Here is a 16363-nt window from a genome sequence, read left to right on the forward strand (position 1 = left end):
TTTTTCCCAATTTTTTATTAGTGGTGTAAGTTGCATAAAAATGTAAATATGTGTGTTAATATAGAAAAAATACTTGAAATAAAATTGGGTATGACATATTATCATACTTGGAGGTGATAAAAATGCCAGTTTCAAAAATTGCAATTACACTTGATAAGGAGTTGGTTAAAGAAGTTGATTTATTAGTAAAATCAAATTTATTTCCAAATAGAAGCAAAGCTATTCAAGAAGCTGTGAAGGAAAAATTAGAGAGACTAAAAAGAACTAGGTTAGCTAAGGAGTGTGCTAAACTTGATCCTGGGTTTGAAGAAAGTATGGCAGAAGAGGGATTTTCAATGGAGATAGAAGAATGGCCAAAATATTAAGAGGAGATATTTGTTGGGCTGACTTAAATTCTGTAATAGGAAGCGAGCAGGGAGGCTTTCGTCCTGTTCTTATTTTAAGCCACGATATTTTTAATGAAAAGTCGGGCACTGTGATAGCTATGGCAATCACAAGTCAACCTCAAAAAGCAGGCTTTCCCTTAACTTTTGAGCTTTCAGAGACACAACTCCCCAAAAAATCATGGGTTAAGATAAGCCAAATTCGGACATTATCTGTCAAAAGAATTAGAGGTAAAATTTCAAGTGTTTCTTCTGAAGAGCTCGAATTAATTATAGATGGATTAAATGAAATAATTGGCGGTTAACTTTGAAGGTAATAAAGAAGGAAAGAAAATATTATTGAGGGGTACAAACAGTTTTTGAGCTATGATTTACAGTGGTAATAGAACAATTAAACACGTTTTCTCGGTAGATAATTTGTCCTCTTCCTGCTACTGTAATTTGTCCTGAGGTATCATCTAACACAAGAGAAACAGTATTATTAAAAACTTGACAATTATAGTTTTTGGTTCCGTTTTCAGCGTACCTAGCGCCTAAAATGTTGGCACATTCGGTAAGTTGTGCTTCTATAACTGTTTGTAGAGATGTTTTTTTATATTTGGCATATTGAGGAATAGCTATTGCTGCTAAAATTCCTATAATAGCAACTACTATTAATATTTCTATTAAGGTAAATCCTTTTTTAATTTGAGTCTTTTTAAACATAATTTTTTAATAAAAAAAGGGGGAAAACTCCCCCCTTTTTTATAGTTTAATTCTTATTGTGCTGTACAACCAACTTTATTACTATTTTGAGCATGATCAATTTGACAGTCTACAGTAATGTTTTTAATAGTAAAAGTTCCGTTATTATCTGTGTGAGCGTTATCAAACCATACTAAACCAGTATCATCATCCATATAAAGAGTTGTTGTGCCATTACCTACTGCACAAGGCCACTGGGTGGTACCGTTATCTGTATAAGCTGCTGCTAATTCGGTGATACAACTTGTAAGAGCACCTTCTCCTCCAGATTCAGCTGCTCTTTTTTTGTACTTAGCAAATTGTGGAATTGCGATTGCAGCCAAAATACCAATGATGGCTACAACGATTAAGAGTTCGATTAGGGTAAAACCTTTTTCTTTGTTCATACAAAAACCTCCTTTTAAAATAGTTTGTTTAAACTGGGCTCTTCAAATACTATGCCAGGAAGAAATGTCAATAGAAAAGCTAAAAGTATTTTTTTAATTTTAAGAAATGGACATTTTTTGTCTTTTTATGAACAAAAAATGTCAAAAGACGAGGTCTTTTATTAATATTTTTTTATTTTTAAAATTTGAAACTATCTTTTTGTAACTTTTTATAAAAAGATAGTATGCTTTTAAGTGAATACTAAAGTGTGAAAGTGTGAGTTGGTTGTTGTATATATTGATTTTGTTTAACTTGATATTATGTAGAACAGATAAGTAGGTAATTAAGAACTTTAGACTTTTAGAGTTTATAGCTTAGTTTTTAATATTTTAATAATTGATCTATAATATTTTATTTTGATATGGAATGGAATTGTTTAAATATATTTTATAGATAAATTAAATTTAAATAAATTTTAAATTAAATTTTAGTTTAAGGAACTATTATAACTGCGTAGTGTTGTTAAAGTGTAGTACTGTTAAAATAAAGAGAAGAGAACTAAAAGAAAAAAGATAGGTGTGTTGTTTTGTTTAAAAAAGTATTAACAGGCGATTTAAAAACACTTCTTATATCTAAAAGGATGTAAAAAATAATCTATTTTTATTTTTTATATTTTATCTTCATCTTTATCTTTTTTATGATATAGAGTATAAGTAGCCTCGGAAATTAAAAAAGGAGATATTTTTTTTAGACATTGCAAATTATAAGAGCAAGTAGATGTGCCATGCAACGAACAAGGACGACACTTAATATTACGTTCTTGAAAAATATGAACATTTTCTCCATAAGGGAAAAATCCCCATTCAGGCACGCTTGGTCCAAAAAGACAAATTAAAGGTTTATTTAAAGCCCAAGCCATATGCATTGGACCAGAATCTGTGCTTAATACTATCTTAGCTTCATTTAAAAGTGCCAGGGTTTCTCGAAGAGTTGTTTTATTAGTAAGATTATAAGAATTGTAAACTGGCAGAATTTGTTTTTCTCTTCCTAAAATAATATAAGGGATATGTTTTTTTTCAATATAATCTATATATTCTAGCCAATAGTTTTGGGGCCATGTTTTTGTTTTAAAAGATGCATAAGGATGTATTGCCACAAAATTATTTGATTTTAGATGTAATTTTTTTAATATTTTTTGAGCTTTAATTTTTTCTTTTTGTGTAAGATATATTTTGGGAACAAGAAAAATTTTTTTAGGAATATTGTTTAATGCAAAATAAGTTAAAGCATATCTTTCTGGAACACTGTAGTTTAATGCTTTAAATTTTATTTTTCCTTTTGATAAAAGAAAAATTCTTCTTTGAAGACTTAACTTAGAATACCTATATACCTTGCCTTGCCAGAGTAAAGATAAAAAAGATGATCTTAAATTTACGTGTAAGTCTAAAATAGGTATATTTTTATATTTTCTTTTTATTGTTTTAAATAAATTAAATAATTCAAAAATAGAACTAGTTTCTAAAGTATAAATTTTTTCTATGAAAGGATTGTGAAAAAAAATGGGAGCAAAATTTTTTTTGGTAACTATGATGGTTTTTTTATTTTCTATGCGTCCCAAGTATTCGATTAGGCCTGTAGTTAAAATAGTATCTCCAAGAGAGCTAAATCTAATAATAATATAATTTTTACTCATCATACTAATTTAATATCTAAAAGAGCTTGCCAAGCAAAATATAAGTCTTTAGCAATGATAAGTTTTTTGTCATTAAATTTAGTTAGAGTATAATTTGAAGTTAAAGCAAAATTATATTTTAAAGCTTCTTTTTTCCCATGACCTGTAAGCAAAAGAATATTCAAGCTAAGTTTTGCGTTATATCCAAATTTTATATCACATATTTTATCTCCTATCATTATAGTTTTATTTGTATCTAAGTTATATTTATCTTTTATTTTTTCCCATAATCCTATTTTAGGTTTTCTACAATTACAATTATCATTTGGAGAATGAGGACAAAATAAATATTCCTGAAATTTTATTTGATGTTTGGCTAAAATTTCATCTATTTTTGATTCTACTAAATAATAATCTTTTAAAGAAAAATATCCTCTTCCTATTCCGCTTTGGTTTGTAATTAAGAATAATTTAAGTTGTTTATCAGTCATTTGTTTTAAAGTCGAGATGACATGGGGAAGAAATTCTACATCTTCAGGATTATGTAGATAGTGTTTCTCATAAATAATAGTTCCATCTCTATCTAAGAGAATATTTTTGATTTGAGATCGGTTGTTCATTGTTCTCTAATCCGTTAAAAAGATTTTTATTTCATTTTTTTAATGAATACAAGATTAAACTTAAATGTTAAAAATTTTAATAGATTAACTCTTTAGTTTTTTAAACTTTTTTTAACTTAATAATTTCAACTAATTGTTTTTATTTGAAAACACAAATTTAACAATAATGTGATTCAAGAATGAGTTACGATGTTAGGTTGGGCAAGCTATGGGCTAAATTTTACCTTTAAAGTTTGTATCTTGATAAAGTATGATTTCAACTATATGGATAAAGGAAAAGTTTAATATTTTGGGGTAAAAATTTTAGGGGGCAAAATGATAGATTTTCATACTCATACAACATTTAGTGATGGGGAATTAATTCCAGCCGAGTTGATTCGAAGGGCAAAAGTAGTAGGCTATAAGGGGATAGGAATTAGCGATCATGCGGATCTTTCTAATTTAGAATTTATTATAAAAAGTCTTTTACCTTTAAAAGAACAGTATAGTTGTCATATGGATATAGAAGTTTTTATTGGAGTTGAACTTACTCATGTTCCTCCTAGTTTGTTAGGAGAAAGCGTTTTTTTGGCAAGAAAATTTGGGGCAGAATATGTAGTAGTGCATGGGGAAACCATTGTAGAGCCAGTTGCTAGAGGAACAAATTTGGCCGCTATAGAGGCTGGAGTAGATATTTTAGCGCATCCTGGTCTTATTACAGAAGAAGAGGTGAAGTTGGCTAAAGAAAACAAAGTTTATTTAGAAATTACTACGCGCAAAGGACACTCTCTTACTAATGGACATGTGGCTAAATTAGCCTTAAAATATGGAGCAAAATTGCTCATAAATAATGATGCGCATGCGCCAAGTGACTTAGTTTCTAAGGAAATGAGAGAAAAGATAGGGGTTGGATGTGGTCTTTCTAAAAAAGATTTAGATTTTATAGAGAGGAACGCAGAAGAGTTAATGCAAAAAATGTTAAAGAAGAAAATTTAGGAGAAAGAGGTTAAAACTGAACTTTAATGTCTTTGAAAGTATAGGAATTTAAGGAATCTAAATATGGACGAAAAGATTAATAAAGCTGCACAATGGATAAAAGAAGCTAAATATGTAGTAGCTTTTACTGGAGCGGGCATTTCTGTACCAAGCGGTATCCCAGATTTTAGAAGCCCTGGTGGATTATGGTCTCATTTTGACCCGTGGCAGGTATGTTCGGACTGGGCATTACAGCACAATCCAAAAGGTGTGTGGGAGTTTTTGTTAGAAGCAGTCTTTATGTTTAATAAAGCCGAACCAAATCCTGCGCATTTATCTTTGGCAGAATTGGAAAGAAGAGGTGTTTTAAAGTGTATTATTACTCAAAACATAGATGGTCTTCATCAAAGAGCTGGGTCTAAAAATGTTATAGAGTTTCATGGTGGATGTACAAAATTTTATTGTAATGATTGTGGTAAAAATTATTCTTTAGAAAACCTTAAAAAGCTGACAAGAGAAAATATTCCCTGGATGTGTACTGATTGTGGTTCTATTGTACGGCCAGATATAGTTTTTTTTGGAGAACAAATACCTCCAAGTGCTTTATTTTCTAGTCAAGAGCATTGTTCTAAAGCTGATTTAATGTTAATTATTGGAACTTCTGGAGAGGTTGCTCCAGCAAACACTTTACCTACAATAGTTAAACAGAATAGTGGTAAAATTATAGAAATAAATTTGGGAGAAACAGCATATGAGTCTGTTTCAGATATAAGGTTTAATCGAGGTGCAGAAGAAGTTTTACCTTTAATCGTTTCTAAAATAGGAGGGAAAAATTAAAATGGATATTTTTACATCAAATGCAGCTCTTACTCTGGTGGCTAATTCTACATTAGCAGTGAAAATTGTTTTGATTTTATTAGTTCTTATGTCGATTTTTAGTTGGTCTATTATTTTTAATAAGTTATATATTTTCTTTATTACTAAAAGAGATAATAAAAATTTTGCGCGTTATTTTGAAGACGAGATAGTTGGGTTAAAAGGATTGGAAGTAAAATTAAATGCGTATAGAAAAAAAGCTTGTGCGAGAGTGATATATGTTGCGTTTAAAGAATTAAAAAGGATAGAACAAACTTCTTTACCTTTAAATCTTAAATTAAAAATTTTAGAAGAAAATTTAAAAAGAGCGCTTATAAATGGAAGACAGATTGAATTATCAAATTTAAAAAAGACAATTCCTTTTTTAGCTACTTGTTCTAATGCGGCTCCTTTTATTGGTTTGTTTGGTACAGTGTGGGGAATTATGCATTCTTTTCATTCTATTGGTTTACAAAAGAGTGCCTCTTTGGCCACAGTTGCTCCTGGTATTTCAGAGGCGCTTATAGCAACCGCAATTGGTCTAGCTGTGGCTATACCTGCTACTATGGCTTATAATTATTTTTTAACCAAACTCCAGGATGTGGATAAGGATTTTGATATACTTGGCAATATGTTTTTAAATCTTGTTCAAAGGAATTTAATATTTTTTAAGGAAAAAGAAGGAGAATAATGAGATGAAGATAGAAGAAAATACTTCTTTTCTTTCAGAAATTAATGTGACTCCTTTTGTTGATGTAATGCTTGTTTTGCTTATTATTTTTATGGTTACGGCCCCAATGATGACGCAAGGAGTAGAAGTTAATTTGCCAAAAGCGAAAACAGTAAGCACATTGCCTGAAGAAACTGATAATGTAGTTGTGAGCTTAAAAAAAGATGGTTTAATTTTTGTGGATACTTATAAAGTGTCATTAGATGAGTTAGAAGATTTTTTAAAAAAACATGCTAAGAATAAAAAAATGATTTTTTTAAAAGCTGATAAAGATGTTTCCTATGGGGTAGTAATAGATGTAATGAGTAGAGTAAAATCTGCGGGAATAGATAAACTTGGCGTTATTGTTCAAAAAGAAGATAAGTAATGGGTTTTTTATTCTTTATTTTTTCGCTAATAGTGCATATCTTTTTATTTTTTTCACTTTCCAGTCATTTGGAATTTAATTTAAACAAGAATATAAAATATTCTGTTTATAAAGTACAGTTGGTTGAGGTGCGGGTAGCCAAAAAAAGGTCTTTAAATACTTCAAAAAATACTAAAAAAGTAGTTAAAGATAAGATTATAAAAATTGCAGATAAAAGAATAAAAAAAAATAACAGACATTTAGATAAAAATGCTACAAATAAAAGAAAAGCTGAAGAAGTTGATATTAAAGGCATAATTTCTTCTCTTGAAAAAGAAGTTAAAACAAGTCAACAGGTAAATATTGCAGCTAAGGAAATTAAGAATTTGGAGAAAGAGATTGGATATTATGGTAATAATACTGGAATAGTGGGTAAAAATGTAGAAGATGAATACGTTTTTATTTGTTCTATAAAAATAAAACAGAATTGGAGAATGCCTTTTTTTAAATTAGGAGAGCATCTTATTACAGTAGTTGCAATAAAAATTGATAAAACAGGAAAAATTTTGCATGCAGAAATAAAAAAGACTTCTGGGAATAAGTTTTTTGATGAAACAGCTTTAAAGGCCATTTATTTAACTTCTACTTTACCTCCTCCTCCACAGGGAATTGAAAAAAATGATATAGAAATTATTTTTGATTCAGAGGAACCTAAAAGATGATAAAAAGAAAGAATTTTATTTTTTATTTGTTTTGTTTTTATTTGTTCATTTTTAATAATGTTTATGCTAAATCTTTAAAGATATCTATTTATGGACCAGCTCAGCATAAGGTTAATATTTTTGTGGCAGATCCTGTTATTTTGAACAAGTCTGGTGTTATTTCTAATGAGATTGCAAAGTTAAAGTTAAGTTTTATTAGTAAGTTAAAATTGTTTCCTTTTTTAAATATAGTAAAAAAGGAAAATGTTTTAGATAAAGGGAAAATACAATATATAGATTTACCAAAATTGGACTTAAAAAAGTTTTTTTTATCTCAAGTAGATATTCTTATTACAATAGGAATTAATTTCAAAGAAAATACTTTAGGTAGGGTAGAGCTTAGAGCCTTTGATGTTTTTCAAAGAAAAATGTTTTTAGGCCAAGCATTTGAGCTTGAGAATAGTCAACAAATAGAGTTGGTTGTAAGACAATTTAGTGCGGCATTATTAAAACAGTTTATAGGAAAAGATGCATTTTTTAAAAATCCAATTGTATTTGTCAGTAAGAGTAAAAATAGCAGTTCTATTTATCAAGTTTTTGCTGATGGGTTTGGCTTGAAAAGATTGTTTGAAGTTAAGGGTATTGCTGTAAGTCCTTGTTGGTCTTTTGATGGAAGAAAGATTGTTTTTTCTGTGATTCAAGATAGACGCCATAAATTAGGTGTTTTTGATCTTGATACTCAAAAGATAAATTATAAAAAGCTTCCTGGAAATACATGTATATCTCCTGTTTTTACTCCTTTTGGAGATATTGCTGTAAGTTTAGACTTAAATGGAAATCCTGATATTTATCTTTTGGACAAAAATTTTAAAATCAAAAAAACATTGGTAGAGCATTGGGGTATTGATATTTCTCCTTTTTTTGATAAACAAGGAGATAAAATGGTGTTTACTTCTTCTAGGTTAGGAAATCCTCATATTTTTTTGTGGCAAAAAAATGGAGAAGAGATTAAGAGAATTACCTATGATGGCAAATATAATACTAGTGCTGTGATAAGTCCTGATGGTAGACTGGTGGTGTTTAGTAGGCTTACGCCAACAGGACATAGAATTTTTGTTTATGATTTACTATATGATATAGAAAAACAAATTACTTTTGGCCCTGGTAATGACGAAGAACCTTTTGTGTCTTTAGATGGTTATTTTGTTGTTTTTGTTTCTAATAGAGATGGGAAGTATAAACTTTATTATACAACTATTAATGGAGATGGTCCTTATTTGATCCCAACAAAAGGAATAGAAGTTTTTTCACCTGCTTGGAGTTGGGTCAAAGCACATTAGCTTTTAAATTTTAGAATAAAAATTTGAGGAGGAATTTATGAAAATAAGTAAATTTATTTTAGGTGTAATAGTAGTTTGTTCTTTATGTTTTTTGGTAAGTTGTGCCAAAAAGAAAATAGCAGCTCCTCATCAATCTTCAGAAGTTAAACAAAAGGTAGAACAGCAACAAAAGTATAAAGGATTAGAAGCCTTAAGAGAAAGTAAGGAGCAGAAAGTAAAGTTAAAAGCACAGAATTTACAGCAAAATAATGTAAAGGAAAAAATAGATGTAAAAAAGGTTCTTGGAGAGAGAATTTATTTTGATTTTGATTCTTATGAATTAAAGCCAGAAGCACGAAAAATTTTACAAGAAAAGGCAAAAATTTTGAAAATGTATCCAAAGTTGAAAATAGTTATAGAAGGTCATTGTGATGAAAGAGGTACAGAGGAATATAATCTGGCTTTGGGAGAGAAACGAGCTAGAGCTGCTTATGAATTTCTTATCTTGTTAGGTATTAATGCCAATAGAATGCAAATTGTAAGTTATGGAGAAGAATATCCTTTAGATCCAGCACATAATGAAACTGCTTGGGCAAAAAATAGAAGAGATGAATTTAAAATTATTGAACAATGAGGATAAGAGGATAATATATGGAAGCATTAGAAGCAATTCTTACGAGAAGAAGTATTCGCAAGTTTAAAAAGACTCCTATTTCTAGAGATATGTTAGAAAAATTATTGCGAGCAGCAATGGCTGCTCCTTCTGCAGATAATGCACAACCATGGCACTTTATTATTGTAGATGCAGAAGAGTTGCTTAAAAAAGTTCCTAAACTCAATCCATATGCTGCAATGTCTCCAGAGGCTCCTTTAAATATTTTGGTTTGTGCTAATCTACATAAAGTTAAAAATTCTAATTTTTGGGTCCAAGATATTAGTGCTGCTATTCAAAATCTACTTTTAGCTGCCCATGCCATTGGTTTAGGAGCAGTATGGACTGGTATATATCCAGTACCAGAACGGGTAGATGGGTTTAAGAAACTTTTTAAGTTGCCAGATTATGTAGTTCCTGTGGCCTTAATACCAATAGGTTATCCAGATGAATATAAAGAACCTGAGGACAGATTTGATATTAATAATGTTCATTATAATACCTGGGATGAAGGGTATTAAGTGTTAAATAAAGTAAATTTTTAATAAGTCTTATTAACCCCTAACTTTAAAGGAGGGGAAAATGGCTAGTCTTATCCCCACGCCAGATTTTCTCCAGGTTTCTTTTGGGTGGTTTCAATTTTTTCTTATTTTAACCTTTATTTTACATTTAATTGTAATGAATATTTTTGTTGGTTGGCTTATTATTACTCTTAGTGAGGAAAGTAAGTCGTATCTGTCTGTACCTAACTTTACAAGGACTAAAATGCCGACTTTTTTGGCTTTTACAATTAATTTTGGAGTTGCTCCATTATTATTTTTACAAGTTTTATATGGTCAATTTTTATATACATCCTCAGTGTTAATGGGTAATTTTTGGATTAGTATAATTTTTATTTTAATACTAACTTATTATCTAACATATTACTATGATTTTAAATTTAGTACCTTATCTATATCAAATAGAAAGGTAATATTGTTCCTAGTTTTAATTTGTGTTTTATTTGTAGCCTTCTTATTTGTGAACAATATGACTTTAATGTTAAATCCAACAGATTGGTATGTTTTTAGTAAAAATAAAATAGGTAGTATTTTGCATTTAAAAGATCCCACTTTATTTCCCAGATATTTTCATTTTTTAATTGCTTCTGTAGCAATTGGAGGTTTGAGCTTAAGTTTTTACGCGTCTTTTAAAAAACACAATAAAGAGATTGTAGAAAAGGGATTGAGGTGGTTTTTTAATGCAACCATTGTTCAACTTTTTGTTGGATTGTGGTTTATTGTATCTTTGCCAGAACGAGTGATGCTTTCGTTTTTAGGAAAAAATATTTGGGCAACTTTATTCTTTAGTTTAGCTATGGTTTTGATCTTTTTTGCATTGTTTTTTTCCAAAAGAAAACAATTGAAACCAACAATAACTTCTGTATTTTTATTGATAACTTGTATGGTTTTAGTGCGGGATTGGGTGAGGAGAGAATATTTAAAGGAATATTTTAATCCAGCATCTTTACCCTTAAAAACCAACTATTTACCTTTTATTTTATTTATTTTGTTCTTTGTTTTAACCTTAGGTCTTATTGGTTATATGATTCGTTTATACCTCAAGCCAAATAGAGAGGTGTAGTCATGCAATATCCAGTTTGGGAACTAACTTTTTGGGGTGGAGGGCTTACTATTGCTCTTTTGGCAATTTTTCATGTATATATTGCTCATTTTGCAGTAGGAGGTGGTTTATTTCTTGTTTTAACAGAACAGAAAGCAAGGTCTTTAAATTCTAAAGGACTATTAGAATATCTTAAAAAACATTCATTATTTTTTCTTTTAGTTAGTATGGTTGCTGGTGGAGTAACTGGAGTTGGTATATGGTTTAATATTTCCCTTATTCAACCTCAAGCAACATCTGTTTTAATCCATAATTTTGTGTTTCTCTGGGCTATAGAGTGGTTGTTCTTTTTAGGAGAAATAGTTGCTTTATTACTTTATTATTATGGGTTTGAACGTTTAAGCCCTAAAAATCATACTATTATTGGGTGGCTTTATTTTGCCTTTGCCTGGGGGTCTTTGTTTATTATTACAGGCATTATTGATTTTATGTTAACCCCTGGTAAATGGATTGTGACTGGTAATGTCTGGGATGGTTATTTTAACCCTTCTTTTTTACCTTCATTATTTTTTAGAACCTTTTTAGCTTTTTCTGTGGCTGCCTTGTTTGGATTGGTTACAGCATGTTTTATAAAAGATGAAAAAGATAGAAATGCTATTATAAAATTTTATGTAAAATATCTTAACATTTGTTTAATTTTGACTTTTTTCTTTGGATTATGGTATTATAATATTTTATCTCCTTTGATTAAAACGTATATATTTAAGATGACTCCTTTTTATCAGGTGTATTTAAAAACTTTTATTTATTTAACGCCAGTTTTAATGTTTTTAGGTTTATTCATGCTGTTAAAATTAGATATAAATTTTAAAAGACTAATTTCATTTATTCTTTTAATTTTTGGTATTTTATATTTTGGTTCTTTTGAATTTTTAAGAGAGGGGGCAAGGAAACCTTTTGTTATCTATAACTATATGTACTCTAATTCTATCAAGCCAGAACAAGTTCAAAAAATAAATGAAAAAGGTTTATTAAAAGTAGCTAAGTGGAGTAGAATTAAAGAGATTGTTCCTGAAAATGAGCTTAAGGCTGGAAAAGAGATTTTTAATTTAGAATGTTTATCATGTCACTCTATAGGAGGTTGGTTACGGGATATTTTACGATTAACAAAAAAATATGATGTAAGAGGTCTAGAAGCTCAACTTTCAGGACAAGGAAAAATTCTAAAATATATGCCACCTTTTGTTGGCACTGCAAAAGAAAAACAAGCGCTGGCAAAATATATTATTTACGAGTTACAAGGAAAGAAAGGTTTAGATACTATTTCTTATACCCCACCTAATCTCAAATTTAGTATGCCTACTTTTAATATTGAGAAAGATGAGTATGTTCTTTTGGCATGGAATAATATGGGAATGCATTGTATTTCAGACTGTTCTTCTTTTTGGGTTATCTTGCCTCCAGCAAATGATCTGTATGCTCAGTTATTAAAAAGGGGAGAAACTCCAGAAATAATAACAGAAGGTATTACTATTTGCTATAAAGTAGAAAAGGATTTTTTGCATCCAGAAAATAAGATTAAATTGTGGGCTAATATTAAAAGTATTTTTGGCAAAGATTTAAAACCTGGGGTTGGCTTGTCTGGGAATAGGGTTTTTGGAAAGATGAAATTAGAAGAAGAGAAAAATTTATTCGTTGCTGATTTGATTCCTGTAGTTCCTTATCCAGAGAGTGGTGGGTTTAATCCCTATCCTTTAGTTAGTGTTGAGGCTGTAGATAATCTTACAGGAAAAGTTTTGGCCTCTACAAAGGCAGTTCTTCCTACTTCTACTGAAATGGGTTGTAAAAATTGTCATGGAGGTCCTTGGAAAGTGGGAGGAGTTGCTGGTATTTCAGATATTACAGCAGAAGATGTGTTAAAGGTTCATGATAGAATAAATAGAACAAACTTATTGGAAAATGCCAAAAAAGGACGGCCTGTTTTATGTCAGTCATGTCATCCTGATCCTGTTGTAGGTGCTAAAGGTAAGCCAGGAATTCCAAGTATGTCTGCTGCATTGCATGGCTGGCATGCTAGTTATTTAAGTGGGAGAGGAGCAGATGCTTGTTCTATGTGTCATCCAGCTTCTGCAACAGGACCAACAGGTTGTTTACGGGGAGTGCATCAGGCAAGGGGGTTAAGTTGTATAGATTGTCATGGATATATTGAGGATCATGCTTTGAGTTTGTTAAAGTATGAATTGAAAAAAGGTAAACCTGTACAAAAATTGATTACACCGTTAACTCCTCGAACGGTAAGTAATTTTAAGCAAATTGTAGCTAGAGTACCCTGGGAAAATGAGCCAACATGTGAGAGTTGCCATAACGATGCAAAACATGTAGGTAGATCTAGCTTTAATATGTGGACTAAGGATGGAGGGGAACTATACAGAAATTCATTAGACGCAACAGAGGGACTTATGTGCGCTTCTTGTCATAATTCTCCTCATGCTATTTACCCTGCTATGAATGCTTATGGTAAAGATAGAGATAATATTCAACCTATTCAATACCAGAAGATGAGGGTTAGTATTGGGGCAAAGAATAATTGTAAAGTGTGCCATAAAGTAGATATGGAAGAAGATGCACATCATTGAGAAAAATGTAAATAAGTTAAGGAGGTTTAAAATAATGAAAAAATTGTTGGCAGTGTGTTGTATGTTGGGATTGTTAATAGGATGTGGTTCATCAGGTCCTGATTTAAAAGAAGGGCAGTGGAAAATTAAGACAAAGGTAATAGCTAAAGGTCTTCCTTTTAGTATGCCTAGTGGTAGTTATACTGTTTGTTTAACAAAAGATAACTATATACCTAAGCAAGGTATAGAAAAGAAAAATGAACATTGTAAAATAACCGATCAATCTGTCTCTGGCAATACAGTACATTGGAAAATGGAGTGTGATGACAACGGAGTAAAAATGACAATGACTAGTGAAATTACTTATAGTGGAGATACTTTAAATGGTAAATATGTGACGCAATATGGAGGTATGTCTTTTACTACTGAGGTAAGTGGTAAGTGGATTGGAAAGTGTGAGTAAATTTTTTAAAAATATAGAGATAAAAACAGGGCTAGGCTTTTAAGCCCCTAGCCCTGTTTTTATTTATCTTTATCATAGAAAATATTATTGTTTAGAATTTTCTTTTTCTTGTTCTTTAGAAGTAACAGATTCTTTGGGAGGAGAGACTTCTATCTCATCTGGTTCAGAAGTTGCTTTTTTAAAATTTTTAATTGCTTTTCCCATGCCCGCTCCAATTTCTGGCAATTTATTTGCTCCGAATATTATAAGCACAATAACTAAAATAATGATAAGTTCTGGAATACCAATGCCAAACATGTTCTCCTCCTTAGTTACTTTTCCCAATAAGTCTTAACTTGTTTTAAAGTCTATACACCTACGTATGACTGTGGTCAAGAAAAGCCTAGAATTATACAATGGTTCTTTTATTTAATTTGATTTTTGAATTTATAAGGGATCATTTTTTTAAAACATTAACTATTTTAGAAGACTGGAGATAGATTTTCTTATTATGGCTAGATTAAGAAGCATATTAGGTGCTATTGAGTTTAAGTTTTTGTCGGTATTTTTCCTTGACAATTTATTTATCCATATATAAAGACAGTTGTTTACCTCGTGGGCCTATAGCTCAGTTGGCAGAGCTCCCGGCTCATAACCGGACGGTCCCAGGTTCGAATCCTGGTAGGCCCACCACTTATGTTTTGAGGAGAAAAATTGAACAAGCTATTATCTCTAGTTAAATCAATAGTAGGAAATAATTTTAAAAAGGTGCTTTCCTAAAAAGAAGGAAAGCACCTTTTTTATTTGTAATATGGATGTTTGGGAATTAATAGACATTATTGAGAAATATGCTCCTTTAAACTTTGCAGCATCGTGGGATAAAAGCGGTCTTTTGGTGTTAGGTGAAAAGGAAGATATCCAAAAAGTAGCTATTTCTTTAGAACCTTCTTTAAGTGCTGTAAATAAAGCCTTAGACTGGGGAGCCAACTTTCTTTTAACCCATCATCCTCTTGCTTTGCATCCTGAGTTTCCTAACAAAAAAAATGAATATTTTTATGTTTTAAAGAAAGTTTTAAGTTCTGGCATGTTTTTATATTCTGCTCACACTTCTTTAGATGCGAATTCTAAAGGTCCTGTTTCTTGGTTTGCTAAGGAGCTTGGTTTACAAAATTTAAGAGTAATAGATTCTTTTTTAGATGTAGATGAAAAAGGAACCGTTGGCTTTGGATTAAGAGGTGAATTTTCTGCTAGAATAAAAACAGTGGATTTTATTCATAAAGTAAAATCTATCTTAGGAATAGATATTTTAAGAGCTATAGGTAAAGCTCCTTCCAATATAAAACACGTTGCCTATTGTCCTGGTTCTGGAGCTTCTTTGGCAGAAAAGGCTTTTAAGTTAGGAGTTGATGTCTTTATTACAGGTGATTTTAAATATCATGAGGCTTTGGAAGTAGGTTTTCAGGGATTTGTTTTAGATGTTGGCCATTTTATTTTGGAAGAAATGATGATGCAATATTTTTATAAAGATATTGCTAAAAATATAAAAGAGGTAGATTTTATTTTTATTCAAAGTAAAGACCCATTTTGTTATTTATAATTTTTAAGAGGAGGACTAAATGTATCTTGAACAAATTAAAAAACTTGTTTTGTTGCAGGATATTGATAATAAGTTAATCTCATATAAGGAAAAATTAGATATTCTTCCTAAAGAATTAAATGAACTTAAAGAAAATTTATCTAATTTAGACAATAAAAAATTAGAGCTAGAAGATAAATTAAATATTTTGAATGACCAAAAAAAGAGATTAGAGTTTGAAATAGAAGACAATGATAGTAAAATAAAAAAAGTAAAAAATAAGTTAATGATGATTTCAAATTCCAAGGAATATCAGGCAATGATGAGAGAATTGGATAATTTTGAACGTCTTAATAGAACAAAACAAGAAGAACTTACTAGTTTGCTAGAAGATATAAATTTGCATCAAAAAGATTATGATGAGCTTTTAGGGGAAATAGAAGAATTAGATAATAAGATTAAAGAACTTGAGAATCAGTCTGAAAGTGAATTAAAAGATATTGAAAAGAAAATAGAAGAATTAGAAAAAGAAAGAGAGGCCTCTTGTGCTTCTATTCCTGCTCCTATTTTGGCGAGATATAATTTTATTCGAGAAAGATTAAGTCAACCTGTGGTTGTAGCTGTTAGTAATGGAGTGTGTATGGGCTGTTATATTAGCATTCCTCCTCAAACTTTTGTTGAATTGCAAAAAGGTGAGCAAATTTTAAATTGTCCTAATTGTCAGCGTTTAATTTATTGGGAAGAATTCTATAATAAAACAGAAGCAGAATAAATTTTTTTAATCTT

General features: G+C 30.3%; 20 protein-coding genes and 1 tRNA gene. 16 read left to right on the forward strand and 5 right to left on the reverse strand.

Annotation, left to right across the window (positions count from 1 at the left end):
- The first annotated feature begins 122 nt into the window (after nucleotides 1-122).
- Together BLP60_RS00155 and BLP60_RS00160 are read left to right on the forward strand one after the other, a co-directional pair.
- Entirely contained in the window at nucleotides 123-365 is a 243-nt protein-coding gene (locus BLP60_RS00155) for a ribbon-helix-helix domain-containing protein (protein WP_092061547.1), read from the forward strand.
- A complete protein-coding gene (locus tag BLP60_RS00160; RefSeq protein WP_092061549.1) occupies nucleotides 350-688 on the forward strand; it encodes a type II toxin-antitoxin system PemK/MazF family toxin in 339 nt (112 codons plus the stop codon). The genes BLP60_RS00155 and BLP60_RS00160 overlap by 16 nt, the downstream gene beginning before the upstream one ends.
- Before the next feature lie 31 nt (nucleotides 689-719).
- On the opposite strand, the gene BLP60_RS10710 is transcribed toward BLP60_RS00160, so the two are convergent.
- The 4 genes from BLP60_RS10710 to BLP60_RS00180 form a co-directional block, all read right to left on the reverse strand.
- Nucleotides 720-1088 carry a prepilin-type N-terminal cleavage/methylation domain-containing protein gene (locus tag BLP60_RS10710; RefSeq protein ID WP_289626246.1) on the reverse strand — a complete coding sequence of 123 codons (369 nt, stop codon included), beginning with the start codon at nucleotides 1086-1088 and terminating at the stop codon, nucleotides 720-722.
- A 53-nt stretch (nucleotides 1089-1141) separates the two neighbouring features.
- A complete protein-coding gene (locus tag BLP60_RS10715) occupies nucleotides 1142-1513 on the reverse strand; it encodes a prepilin-type N-terminal cleavage/methylation domain-containing protein (RefSeq protein WP_289626247.1) in 372 nt (123 codons plus the stop codon).
- Between the two features lie 647 nt (nucleotides 1514-2160).
- Complete coding sequence (locus BLP60_RS00175) at nucleotides 2161-3189, reverse strand: glycosyltransferase family 9 protein (RefSeq protein WP_092061552.1); 1029 nt, start codon at nucleotides 3187-3189, stop codon at nucleotides 2161-2163.
- A complete protein-coding gene (locus BLP60_RS00180) occupies nucleotides 3186-3785 on the reverse strand; it encodes a D-glycero-alpha-D-manno-heptose-1,7-bisphosphate 7-phosphatase (protein WP_092061555.1) in 600 nt (199 codons plus the stop codon). The genes BLP60_RS00175 and BLP60_RS00180 overlap by 4 nt, the downstream gene beginning before the upstream one ends.
- 315 nt (nucleotides 3786-4100) lie before the next feature.
- Here BLP60_RS00180 and BLP60_RS00185 point away from each other — a divergent pair, with 315 nt between their 5' ends.
- The 11 genes from BLP60_RS00185 to BLP60_RS00235 all read left to right on the forward strand — a co-directional run bounded on the left by BLP60_RS00185 (nucleotide 4101) and on the right by BLP60_RS00235 (nucleotide 14022).
- The gene (locus BLP60_RS00185) at nucleotides 4101-4760 is read left to right on the forward strand and encodes a histidinol phosphate phosphatase domain-containing protein (protein WP_092061558.1); all 660 of its coding nucleotides are present in this window, start codon (nucleotides 4101-4103) and stop codon (nucleotides 4758-4760) included.
- A gap of 63 nt (nucleotides 4761-4823) precedes the next feature.
- Nucleotides 4824-5576 (forward strand): NAD-dependent deacylase, encoded by a 753-nt coding sequence (locus tag BLP60_RS00190; protein ID WP_092061561.1) that lies wholly within the window; start codon nucleotides 4824-4826, stop codon nucleotides 5574-5576.
- Nucleotide 5577: 1 nt separating this feature from the next.
- On the forward strand, nucleotides 5578-6285 hold the full coding sequence (locus BLP60_RS00195; RefSeq protein ID WP_092061564.1) for a MotA/TolQ/ExbB proton channel family protein: 708 nt from the start codon (nucleotides 5578-5580) through the stop codon (nucleotides 6283-6285).
- Nucleotides 6286-6289: 4 nt separating this feature from the next.
- A complete protein-coding gene (tolR, locus tag BLP60_RS00200) occupies nucleotides 6290-6691 on the forward strand; it encodes a protein TolR (RefSeq protein WP_092061567.1) in 402 nt (133 codons plus the stop codon).
- A 128-nt stretch (nucleotides 6692-6819) separates the two neighbouring features.
- Complete coding sequence (gene tolA / locus BLP60_RS00205) at nucleotides 6820-7392, forward strand: cell envelope integrity protein TolA (protein WP_159427657.1); 573 nt, start codon at nucleotides 6820-6822, stop codon at nucleotides 7390-7392.
- A complete protein-coding gene (locus BLP60_RS00210; protein WP_092061575.1) occupies nucleotides 7389-8711 on the forward strand; it encodes a PD40 domain-containing protein in 1323 nt (440 codons plus the stop codon). Before tolA ends, BLP60_RS00210 begins: the two co-directional genes overlap by 4 nt.
- A 37-nt stretch (nucleotides 8712-8748) precedes the next feature.
- Nucleotides 8749-9324, forward strand: a complete 576-nt coding sequence (gene pal / locus BLP60_RS00215) for a peptidoglycan-associated lipoprotein Pal (RefSeq protein WP_092061578.1) — start codon at nucleotides 8749-8751, stop codon at nucleotides 9322-9324.
- Between the two features lie 17 nt (nucleotides 9325-9341).
- Nucleotides 9342-9863: a nitroreductase family protein gene (locus tag BLP60_RS00220; RefSeq protein ID WP_092061581.1), complete on the forward strand. Its 522-nt coding sequence runs from the start codon at nucleotides 9342-9344 to the stop codon at nucleotides 9861-9863.
- Nucleotides 9864-9924: 61 nt separating this feature from the next.
- Entirely contained in the window at nucleotides 9925-10965 is a 1041-nt protein-coding gene (locus BLP60_RS00225; protein ID WP_092061584.1) for a hypothetical protein, read from the forward strand.
- A gap of 2 nt (nucleotides 10966-10967) precedes the next feature.
- Entirely contained in the window at nucleotides 10968-13580 is a 2613-nt protein-coding gene (locus BLP60_RS00230; RefSeq protein ID WP_092061587.1) for a cytochrome c3 family protein, read from the forward strand.
- Between the two features lie 34 nt (nucleotides 13581-13614).
- Entirely contained in the window at nucleotides 13615-14022 is a 408-nt protein-coding gene (locus tag BLP60_RS00235; RefSeq protein WP_159427658.1) for a DUF3617 domain-containing protein, read from the forward strand.
- Nucleotides 14023-14106: 84 nt separating this feature from the next.
- Here BLP60_RS00235 and BLP60_RS00240 read toward each other — a convergent pair whose 3' ends face one another.
- The gene (locus BLP60_RS00240) at nucleotides 14107-14319 is read right to left on the reverse strand and encodes a twin-arginine translocase TatA/TatE family subunit (protein ID WP_092061593.1); all 213 of its coding nucleotides are present in this window, start codon (nucleotides 14317-14319) and stop codon (nucleotides 14107-14109) included.
- Between the two features lie 299 nt (nucleotides 14320-14618).
- Between BLP60_RS00240 and BLP60_RS00245 the strand changes: the two genes are divergently transcribed.
- The 3 genes from BLP60_RS00245 (at nucleotide 14619) to BLP60_RS00255 (ending at nucleotide 16349) form a co-directional block, all read left to right on the forward strand.
- Nucleotides 14619-14694 (forward strand) — tRNA-Ile (locus BLP60_RS00245).
- A gap of 118 nt (nucleotides 14695-14812) precedes the next feature.
- Nucleotides 14813-15598, forward strand: coding sequence for a Nif3-like dinuclear metal center hexameric protein (locus tag BLP60_RS00250; RefSeq protein ID WP_092061596.1), 786 nt, complete (start codon nucleotides 14813-14815; stop codon nucleotides 15596-15598).
- Nucleotides 15599-15617: 19 nt separating this feature from the next.
- Entirely contained in the window at nucleotides 15618-16349 is a 732-nt protein-coding gene (locus BLP60_RS00255; RefSeq protein ID WP_092061599.1) for a zinc ribbon domain-containing protein, read from the forward strand.
- Nucleotides 16350-16363: the final 14 nt, after the last annotated feature.

This window comes from Desulfonauticus submarinus (assembly GCF_900104045.1).
GTDB classification, from domain to species: Bacteria; Desulfobacterota; Desulfovibrionia; order Desulfovibrionales; family Desulfonatronovibrionaceae; genus Desulfonauticus; species Desulfonauticus submarinus.